This window comes from Parasphingomonas halimpatiens, assembly GCF_036663795.1.
Classification (GTDB): Bacteria; Pseudomonadota; Alphaproteobacteria; order Sphingomonadales; family Sphingomonadaceae; genus Sphingomonas.
This window is the reverse complement of the sequence record NZ_JAXOJP010000048.1, coordinates 17,607-27,075: the sequence shown is the minus strand read 5'-3', so window position 1 is coordinate 27,075 and position 9,469 is coordinate 17,607. Positions and strand designations below refer to the sequence as shown.

The 9,469-nt window shown below is 63.4% G+C and carries 7 protein-coding genes and 1 pseudogene; 3 read left to right on the top strand and 5 right to left on the bottom strand.

What is annotated here, in order from left to right; translation table 11 throughout:
* A partial coding sequence (locus U1839_RS24730; RefSeq protein WP_332806225.1) for a hypothetical protein occupies positions 1 to 1,190 on the top strand: 1,190 nt, incomplete at its 5' end.
* A gap of 101 nt (positions 1,191 to 1,291) precedes the next feature.
* On the opposite strand, the gene U1839_RS24725 is transcribed toward U1839_RS24730, so the two are convergent.
* The 5 genes from U1839_RS24725 to U1839_RS24705 form a co-directional block, all read right to left on the bottom strand.
* The gene (locus U1839_RS24725; protein ID WP_332806224.1) at positions 1,292 to 1,456 is read right to left on the bottom strand and encodes a hypothetical protein; all 165 of its coding nucleotides are present in this window, start codon (positions 1,454 to 1,456) and stop codon (positions 1,292 to 1,294) included.
* 220 nt (positions 1,457 to 1,676) lie between these two features.
* Positions 1,677 to 2,618: a DUF2493 domain-containing protein gene (locus U1839_RS24720; protein WP_332806223.1), complete on the bottom strand. Its 942-nt coding sequence runs from the start codon at positions 2,616 to 2,618 to the stop codon at positions 1,677 to 1,679.
* A gap of 316 nt (positions 2,619 to 2,934) precedes the next feature.
* Entirely contained in the window at positions 2,935 to 3,990 is a 1,056-nt protein-coding gene (locus U1839_RS24715; protein WP_443030658.1) for a DUF7146 domain-containing protein, read from the bottom strand.
* 88 nt (positions 3,991 to 4,078) lie between these two features.
* A complete protein-coding gene (locus U1839_RS24710; protein WP_332806221.1) occupies positions 4,079 to 6,193 on the bottom strand; it encodes a ParB/RepB/Spo0J family partition protein in 2,115 nt (704 codons plus the stop codon).
* Positions 6,194 to 6,339: 146 nt separating this feature from the next.
* Positions 6,340 to 7,554, bottom strand: a complete 1,215-nt coding sequence (locus U1839_RS24705; RefSeq protein WP_332806226.1) for a DUF932 domain-containing protein — start codon at positions 7,552 to 7,554, stop codon at positions 6,340 to 6,342.
* A gap of 455 nt (positions 7,555 to 8,009) precedes the next feature.
* Between U1839_RS24705 and U1839_RS24700 the strand changes: the two are divergent.
* Positions 8,010 to 8,204: pseudogene (locus U1839_RS24700) on the top strand (integrase); the annotation flags it as partial.
* Between the two features lie 196 nt (positions 8,205 to 8,400).
* Positions 8,401 to 9,294, top strand: a complete 894-nt coding sequence (locus U1839_RS24695; RefSeq protein ID WP_332806220.1) for a hypothetical protein — start codon at positions 8,401 to 8,403, stop codon at positions 9,292 to 9,294.
* The last annotated feature ends 175 nt before the right edge of the window (positions 9,295 to 9,469 follow it).

Genomic DNA, 9,469 nt, shown 5'->3' with positions numbered 1-9,469 from the left:
CGAAAACCATCCGCACCGCTCGCTCGCGGACCTCGGGCGCAAACTTGTTCGTTGTCTTGCTCGTCATGGCTCCACCTTCTCAGGAGTTGGAGCCTCCGACAAACCCGGCGCGGTTCAATTCCTGTATATGGGAGCTATCCATGTATGAGTGCGATGCGAGTTGCGACGAAATCTTGGAATGGTTTCATAGCTACCATTGCCAGGAAGATGTCCTTCTACTGTGGCTCGGTCCTGCCAAAGAGGATGAAAGCCTTCTCCTGTCGATCATCGAGAATGTGAACGTCATCGACTCAGTCATCCAAGACAAGGTGGCATTCCTTCTCGTCGCCGGGTCGGGCATTGTCAGTGCCGCACGGATCGGCGAGTTTGAGCCAGTCTTCAATCGCGTGCGCGATAAGCCAAATCCCAGCGCCGCTATCGTGAAAAATCTGGTCGCCAACACTCAGTCGCGCGTCGCCGATTTCGCTATGGATCTCGGTGTCGATCCCCGGCACCTCCCCGCAATCGCTATAATTACCAAGCACGGCGAAGTTTTTGTTGCGCCTTTCCACGGCGAGCAGGATTTCCCCGCCCTCAAGATTTGGCTCCTGACACTCCAGGAGGAGGTCGCTGTCTATCGTGAGGAGCTCGCGGCGGTCGTCATGCCCGACCCACTCCTGGTGGAGCGCCTCCAGGCCTATGATGAAAATGTTCGTCGGATCGACGAACGTATCGGTGAAATTGCAGGGGCGATGGACATTTTCCTGCGCCATCATCCCGAGCAAGCGGCCGAGTTCCCCCAGATCCGCACCATTCTGACTCGGCCAGGACCGTTCGACGTCGCGGCTTTCGAAGCTGCCTGGGGCGAGCTCGACATGACGCTTCAGCAGCCGGGCCGCGAGGCGGTATCCAAACAACTTCCGCGGCCCCGCGTCACGCGAGCGCTCAAGGCCCTCCGCCCCGAGCTTCCAGCGCTCCCGGACGATTTTCCGGCGACGATCGTTGCCGCGCGCGCGAACGCAGCTGCCGCGAACACGCGGTTCGTAAAGCGGCTCCGCATCCTCTCGCAGGAGGGAATCAAGGCGGGGATGGTCGTGCCAAAGAGCGTTCGGAACGGAACCATTCTGCCGAAGCTGTACAAACAACTCTTCCAAATCGCTCGACTGGTCCACTTGTTCGAGAAGGTCATTCCGAACATGCACCTTCCCTGAGATTTTTCGGGACGGACACCAGCGAGCTCAGGGTCTTCCCGGCTCCATCTCCACACAAGCGGCTCCGGTCGATCCAGGTCGAATCCGCTCCTGAGCATGCCTCACTCGAACGGGTCATAGGTCCGCACGATGGTCTCCGGATCCCCGTCATACTCGCAAGCTTCGACCACACCGAACTGTTGCTCGTCGATCCTGAACAGGATGATGCAGACCATGAGGGTGCGGGAGAGATTCCACGCGCGAAACTGTGCGGTGCGCAGCGACATTGCCGATAAGCTCCTGTCGGGGAGCGAGGACCATCCCCACTCGACAGGCGCCCGACGTGTCTGGCGCAGGGCCGCCGTCACCGCGGGAGGCGCAGCTGAGCGCGGCCGCACGCATGAGCGTAAGCGGACCCTTTATGGGTTGATGGTGTCAGGCCCTGCGGTGGACCAAGGTTGCGCCTCAAAGAGCGGGGTGGGCCTTGCTCTTCGATGGAGCGGGCTGTCAGCCCCCGCTGTGGTTACGGTAGTCCATCGGCCGGATGCCCATTGCTCTGGCCTTGTCGGCGAGATTGTCCTGGATACCGGTGCCCGGGAAAATGATCACCCCGATCGGCAGGACCGCGAGCATCTCGTCGTTGCGCTTGAACGGTGCGGCCTTGCGGTGCCGGGCCCAGTCTGGCTTGAAGGCGATCTGTGCGACCTTTCGTGCATCGGCCCAACATGCCGCTATGCGTTCGCCGCCACTGGTCGAACCGCCATGCAACAGCACCATGTCGGCATGCTTCGCGTGGACCCGGTCGAGCACCTCCCAGATCAGGCGGTGGTCGTTGAAGTCCTGGCCGGCGGTAAAGGCGATCTTCGACCCTGCCGGAATGAGCACTTCGCGCTCGGCGCGTCTGCGTGCGTCAATGAAGTCCCGGCTGTCGATCATCGAGGCGGTGAGCATCTTGCGATTGGCGACAGACCCGGTGCGCGGTGTCCAGGGCTTGCGCAGGTGCAGGCGGAACTGCTCGGTTGCACAGTCCCGAAAAAACTCCATGCTGTCGCGCCGCTCGATCAGGGTCAGCCCTTCGCTGAGCAACCGCTCAAGCTCGACCGATTTGACCTCGGAGCCGTCCTGTTCCCGCTGGCTGCACCTTTGTGCCTGTTCGTTGTCATCGAGCTCGCGCTCGACGCGCTCGGCGGCGCGGTGGAACAGATTGGTCGAACCCCAGAGCAAATCCTCCAAGTCGGGCTCGAGCCGGGTATCCTGCAACGTCGCCACCAGAGCGTCGAAGATGTCAGCGACGGCGCCTGCGACCCTGCGATCTTCTGGGAGCGGTCGTGGATCGGCTTCGTCGCAAAATGGCCGATGGGCATAAAGCGCCAATTCCTGAAGGACGGCGCCGGTCGTCGATTGGGGGTGATCGGTTTCTTCGGGCTGCTGCACGTGATCGGTGGTCATGACGGTGTCCCTGTCGGTAGCGACCGCGCCCATCGCGGCCTTCGCAGGCGACGAAAGACGCCGGGCGCGCCGGGCACGCACCTGAAGGGCCGCAGCAAAGCGGAGGACGGCGGGCGACCGCTATTTTGTCTCGCGCTGCAAAGGCGGCATCGCCGCCGGCGGAAAATAGTGGTCGCCCGCCGTTGCGGGACCGGGGCGGCGGGCGTTCTGTCGCCCTCTCGAGAAGGCCGCTGGCGCAGGCATCCTGAGCGGTCAACGCATCCTCGCGACGATCATATGCGTCCAGGGCTCGTCGACCACGCGACAGCGACGATGATCAATATTCGGGAGGCCGCAGGAACCTCGTTGCATCATCATGCACGAGCTGCCGTTTCAGATTCCGGTAATTGGCATCGCCCCTCAGCAGCCGCTGATCATCGTTGAAGTCGCCGAGATGAGGCAGCAGCGGGAAAATCTCGACGCCCAGCGCCCGACCGCGCTCCGTCAACACGGCCAGTGCCCTTTCGCCCGCCCGGTCATCGTCGCGCGCGACGTAGAGTCGGCGCAATCGGGCTGGGAACAGCAGCGCTCCGAGATGTGCCGCGGAAAGGGCTGCAACCATCGGCAAGCCGGGCATCATCACGCGCAGTGACAACATGGTCTCGATCCCCTCACCAGCGATCATCACATCGTCCGCAGCGCCGAACCGCACGCCGTGCCCGAGAAGATTGCCCATCGCTCGTCGCGGCGTCGCGACGGGCGCCGTGGCGAGGGTGACCGGATCTATCCAGGTGCGCTGGACCCCGGTCACATTGCCGTCGAGATCAGTCACGGCCGCGATCATCGCAGGCCAGGCACGCCGGGTGTCGGGTGCATCTTCGCGCGATGGCCGGTAATGGCAGTTTGGGTGGAACCGCAGCGCGGCCTCATGCCGGGAGCCGAACATCAGCCGTTTGCGCAGATAGGCATCTGCGATGGTTCGCGCCGTTGGCTTTGCTGACGCGAACAACCGTCTGGCGGCTTCAGCCGTTCCCGTGGCCGCCCTGCCCCGGCGGGTTGAAGACTCCGGCCTTTCTGTGACCTCCGGCAAAGGCATGCTCAGGAAGCGCCTGGCTTCTTCGAGGGTGTCGCGTTTCAGATGAAGACCGCAGGAGAGACCGATCATGTCGAGCAGGTCACCATGCTCTCCGGTCGCGGCATCGGTCCATTTGCCGGCGACGCGTTTGTCGTTGCCTCCCGGGACCAGGCGCACGAACGTCGATCGCCCGGGCGTATTGTAGATATCGCCGACGAACCAGTAGCGACCCTCGCGGTGTCCGTTCGATAGATAGTGGCGGCATACCACCTCGGCATGCGTGGCGAGCGTGCGGACCAGCTCGCGGACATCGGTCACGCTTCGTCTCGGCATAACGAGCTCCTCAAGAGAAATGGGGCCCGCCGTCACCGGCGAACCCCGTCCAAGTTCACGCCGGATCGACTGGCTATTCAGCCGCGATCACGTCGTCGGTTTCGACGTCGTCATTGTCGCCCTGGGGCGCTTCCTCGCCAACATGACGTTCGCCGCCGTCCTTGTCCGTTTCGACGACCGGCGGCAGCTCGCGCGTCCGCAGCGGCTCGGCGAGCCAACCACTGCCGTCGAGCAGCCCTTCCGCCGCCTGCGCCATCTCGACCTTCTTCAGGCCATCGATCCGGGCCGCCGCCGGCGCGCCTCCGGCTTCTTCGACCGCCGCCAGGATGCGTGCCTTGGTCACCCGGCCGAGATAGTTGTCGACCGTGGGCTTCCAGCCGGCCGCGACCATGTCGAGGCCGACAGCGCGGGCCAGCACATGGCTGTGCTCGAGCCGCCGCGCGACACCATGCGCGGACACACGCCCGTCATAGCGGCTGACCGGCTCCCAGAGCGCATTGACGCCGTAAGCGGCGCAGTGTGCAAACAACGCCGCCTGGTCATCGCCGTCGAGAAGAGCCAGTGCGTCCCAGAGCTCCCGATCGGATTCCGGCAACCTCTTTTCCCAACTGGCGTGACGTTCGGCGATGGATTTGGCCGACAGACTGTCCTTCATGCCGGGTGCCTGGTTTGGGAAGCTCGTCTGATGGAGCGAGAGCCCGAGACAGGATTCGGAGCGTCCAAAGTAGAAGATCGACAGCACCATCGCGTGAAGGACCGCGGCGAAGGCAGCAGAGGGGCTGAGCGCGAGCGCGTCCTGAAGCGCAAGCGTACGATGCGCGGTCAGCTCCGAGACAAGCCGGTCGGGAAGCGGCTTGATACCATCCTCCTCCTCATCGCCATCCTCATTCCCAATGAGCGAATTTCCGGCGTCGTCGGAACCCCGAGTCTGTGCGGACAGCTCTTCCGGCTGCCGCGGACCGATAAACTCGGGATCGTCGCCGGCATCGGGGTCGGTCTCGATCCTGGGTTCGTCCTCAGCCCGCACCCAGCCTCGCTCGACGCACAGCGTGCCATCCACCTCAAGGCTGACGAATGCGCCGGCGATCGCCATTTCCGCGAGATCGAACAGCGGCGGTCGTTCGAGCAGTCCCGCCAGCTCTTCGTCGAGCGCGGTGATCCGCTTTTCCACCTCGTCCGGCAGGTCGCGGACATTCTCATATTCGGCTTCGATTGCGTCCGCTTCTTTGTGAAGCGCCTCGACGCGCGCGGCTTCCGCTTCGGTCAGGGCTGCCGGCACGCTGTCGAGCGCACGCATCCCGTTGACATGGCCATAAGCAAAATCGACCGCAACCGCGATCCATTTCCACCCTTCCGCACGGACGATGTCAGCCTCGGCCTTGAGCTTCTCGATGACGAGGCGATCGAGCAAAGCCGCATCCTGCAGCCAGCCGCCATTGTCGTCTTCGAACAGGTCGCGCAGCACACAGCCGCCAGCCTCGACATAGGCGTCGATGCCGATGAACCGCGCCCGGCGATCAGACGCGCGGACCGTGCCTTCGGTCAGTCGCTGGCGAATAAAGACGGGGGACTTGTTCAGACTGCTCGCCAGCAACTCCCACAGCGATTCCTGGCGGGCGTGATCGTCGCTCACCGAAAAGGCCATGAGCTGATCAAGGGTCATGCCGTCATCGGCATAGACCTGGTGGAGCGCGGGCGAGACCGAGGCCAGCTTCAACCGCTGCCGCACCACCGCTGGCGTGGTCATGAAGGTGGCCGCGATCGTCTCGATATCGTCGCCCTTCGCGACCAGCGTCTGCATCGCGCGGAACTGGTCGAGCGGATGCAGCGCCTCGCGGTGGACATTCTCGGCGAGCGAATCCTCCTCCGCCGAGATCTCCGCATCATCGCGGACGATGCACGGCACGGCTTGCGTCTTCGTCATCCGCCTGGCCTTCACGAGCTGCTGCAGCGCCCGGAACCGTCGGCCGCCGGCCGGCACCTCGAACTTGCCGGTTTCGACGCCTTCGGCGTCGCGCTGCGGACGGACGGTGAGGCTCTGCAGCAGGCCGCGGCGTGCAATGTCGGTGGCAAGCGCGTCGATCGACACGCCGGCCTTCACGCGCCGGACATTGGCCTGGCTCAACACCAGGAGGTTGAAGGGAATGTCGCGTGATCCACTGAGGACGATCTTGCGAACCTGAGTCATGGTCAGTCTCCATGACGGGCGGCCGGGAGACCTCTCTCAGCCCTCAACCCGTCACGAAGCGAGGCGCAGCCCTCTACCTCCAGGGAGGAGAGGGCCGCGCCGGACCGATGCGGAGCCGCGACGCCGGCCGCGAATCCACGCCAACCTCACCGCACGCCGGCAAGCAGTTTTGCAGCCTTTCCTTCGAGGTCGAGTCGCGCATCCTGATGCGGTCGGTTCCGGGCGAGCGCAGTGATGCCCTGAACGAAGTCGAAGATGGATTCGGGCGGGCGTCCCTCCTCATCGAGGACGGTGGCAATGATCTTGCCGGTCTCTGCGCGCGCGAACCCGCGCCGACGCAGGAAATCCTCCCGATCCTCGTCGGTGCGGGCGACGATCCTGTCGCGCGCCGCCCTGATGCCGGCCATGAACGGCGCGGGCGACGACGTCGCGAAGCGCTCGAGCGCGGGGGCGGCCTCATGGGCAAACCGGTTCGCGGCGAACTTGCTGTGGCGGATACTGATCTCCTCGAATCCTTCGGCGCCCCAGATATTGCGGTTCATGCACACCGCGCGGAGGTAGAAGCTCGCCATACCGAGTGTCTTCGAGCCGACCTCGCTGTTCCAGCAATAGAAGCCGCGGAAGTAGAGATCGGGATCGCCGTTCGGCAGACGGCCTGCTTCAATCGGATGGGCGTCGTCGACCAAAAACAGGAAGACGTCCCGATCGCTGGCATAGAGAGTTGTCGTGTCCTTCGTGACCTCGACGAAGGGATTGTGGGTCATGGTCGACCAGTCGAGCACTCCGGGGACCTTCCAGCGCGTGTCGCCAACCCCGTCGCCGGCGATCCTCATCACTGCCGCGACGAGCTCATGATCCCAGATGCGGCCATAATCGGGGCCGGTCACGGCACGCAATTCGATGCGGCCATCGTCGGCCTCAAGGGTCTTGATCAGTTCGCCACGATGCGCATGCAACCCGTGCTGCATGTTGATGCCGGCCAGCGGCGCCGGGAGCTGCCGGAGATAGCCGGCCGGCGCGCCGACAAGGCCGCACAGCTGGCCGAATGACCAGTGGGTCGGCGCGATCGGCTGGTCCCGGCCGGGCACGAGCAGCGCAAGGCGCTCGGAGTCGTCCCGGCGTGCTTCGACGCGAATGTCCCGCGTGTCGACGGTTCGCGCTGTCGCGCGCTCGGCCCGGCCGCGAACCGCGTTATAAAGGGAAGTGAGCGACAGATAGCGTTCGTCGTCGGAGCGTGAGAACCATTCTGACGAGACGCGGCCGATCCGCTCACCCCGCGAGATATCGACCTTGTATCCGCCACGCGGGCTTGAGGAGGAGGAGCCCGGGACGCAGGTATCGGCGATCGGGTTTTGTGTCATGGCAGGTCTCCGGGACGGGTGGCCGGGAGACTCTCTCCCCGCCTCGAACCCGTCGCGGAGCCGAAGCCCCATCTCTCCCCCTCCGAGCGACCCGCGCGCTGACCGGCTGCCCTTGGCGAAAGGGAACGCTCACGCCCGCGGCTCTCTGCCTCCAGGAAATCGCAATTGCACTCAAGCGCGCGGTTGCTTCGGCGGGGTAGGCGGCAAATCATCCTCCCGGCATCAACCCGCCGATGGCTGGGAGGGGTGGAAGCGACGCCGCCCCGCACTTGGCGCGGCGCCAGCACATCCGGCGGCGCAGCCGCAGCCGGCAAGGACGGGCCCCCTTTGGGAATGCGCGCCGGATCAGCGGTGCTGGGTCGGGTGTCGGGCAGCATCGTGGCAATTGTCGCCGCGCGCGACCATGGGCGTACCGCGCGATCGCAGGGAAAGTGGGCCCGCGTGCCATCATAAGGCTTCGGACCCTGCCGTATGGAGGCGACGAGATGACATCCCACGGCTTCCGCGCGGTCGCGAGCACCTTGCTGAACGAGTCGGGCCTGTAGCATCCTGACGCGATCGAGCGTTCACTCGCCCACAAGGACCCCGATCAGGTTCGAGCTGCCTATCATCGCGGCGCGCATTGGGCAGAGAGGGTGAGGATGATGTAGTGGTGGTCCGACTACCTCGACCGACTCCGTGATGGAGCGCAAATTCTCACCCCGGAATTCCGTCGGGCCTGACGTGATTTCTGGCGTTTACCGCAAGAGCAGAAGCGGCGACCCATCATGACCTCACGAGGCACTGCGTACCATGGGTTCTATGCTAGGGTGAGATGCTCTTTACGTCATGGCTGGAGGTGCGCTCGTGCTTCGAAAGAATTCATTACGAGTATTGGTCGCGGATGATGTGGGCTTAATCGCTACGTACGTGGCAGCACGAATACGGCGCGCCGCAAGTCAATCCGCTCTGCCAGGTTGCGGAATCGACTTCATTGAGGACATCGAGCTTCGGGGGGGCGGGCGCGGGACCAACGCCGTCAAGCGTTTGGAAAGCGCAATTTTTAAGCACGACATTAACACACTCGTGCTCGATCGCGGCATAGCGGAAACGATCGACGGCGGAAGGGTCAACCCGTCCGATGTGCCGTCAACCGCCTACTATCGGAGTCGTCAGGTCAACTACGACTGTATTGAAGACATCCTTGTGGCATTAAGCGCTTCGGCTCGCCGCCGGATCGAGATCATTCTGGTCTATACACTCGACGATCTTGAGGTCGAGAGCCCTTGGTATGTCGACACTGCCGCCATGCGAGCGAAGCTGTCTACGCATTTTCCGCGCAATCCGCACTTCGATGTGATCAAGACAAATACCGAAATCTATCGCGAAGCCGGACTGCAATTATTCAACCCGGATCCCTCGGACTCAACACGGTTTATCGCACGGGGGCCAGATCTCCTCCTTTATGGTGCGATAGTAGGAGAGATGGCGTGGCGCCACATTAGTGGGTCGGTGCTCCGCGCCGAAGGGGCGCGTCGCATGCGGTTGCGCAGTTGGCTGGTTCGCAACTATTTCATCTTCGCTCTGATTACTTTCGGATTGGGGGTGGGCATTAACGCTGGCTACGATTTTCTCAAAGCGTCGGTCATGCCCGGCGGCCTAGCGATCGTTTGCGCGATTGTTGGCTTAGTCGTCCCCTTTCTCCTGCTGCGCAGTAATCCGAGATTGCTGATGCTCCCGAACATCGAAGACGATGAATAAGATTCTAATTGACACCGATGGATGCCCCCAAGAGCAGGCAGCCCAAGCGGTAAGTCGCGCGGGAGCCGCGCGAATTGGCCCATCAGTTCCCGATTCGATTGGGAATGCTCAATAGACTCTCCGTCGAGGTAGCCTTGCGTCGATAGGACTGATTGTATCGAAGACTTCGGCTTCA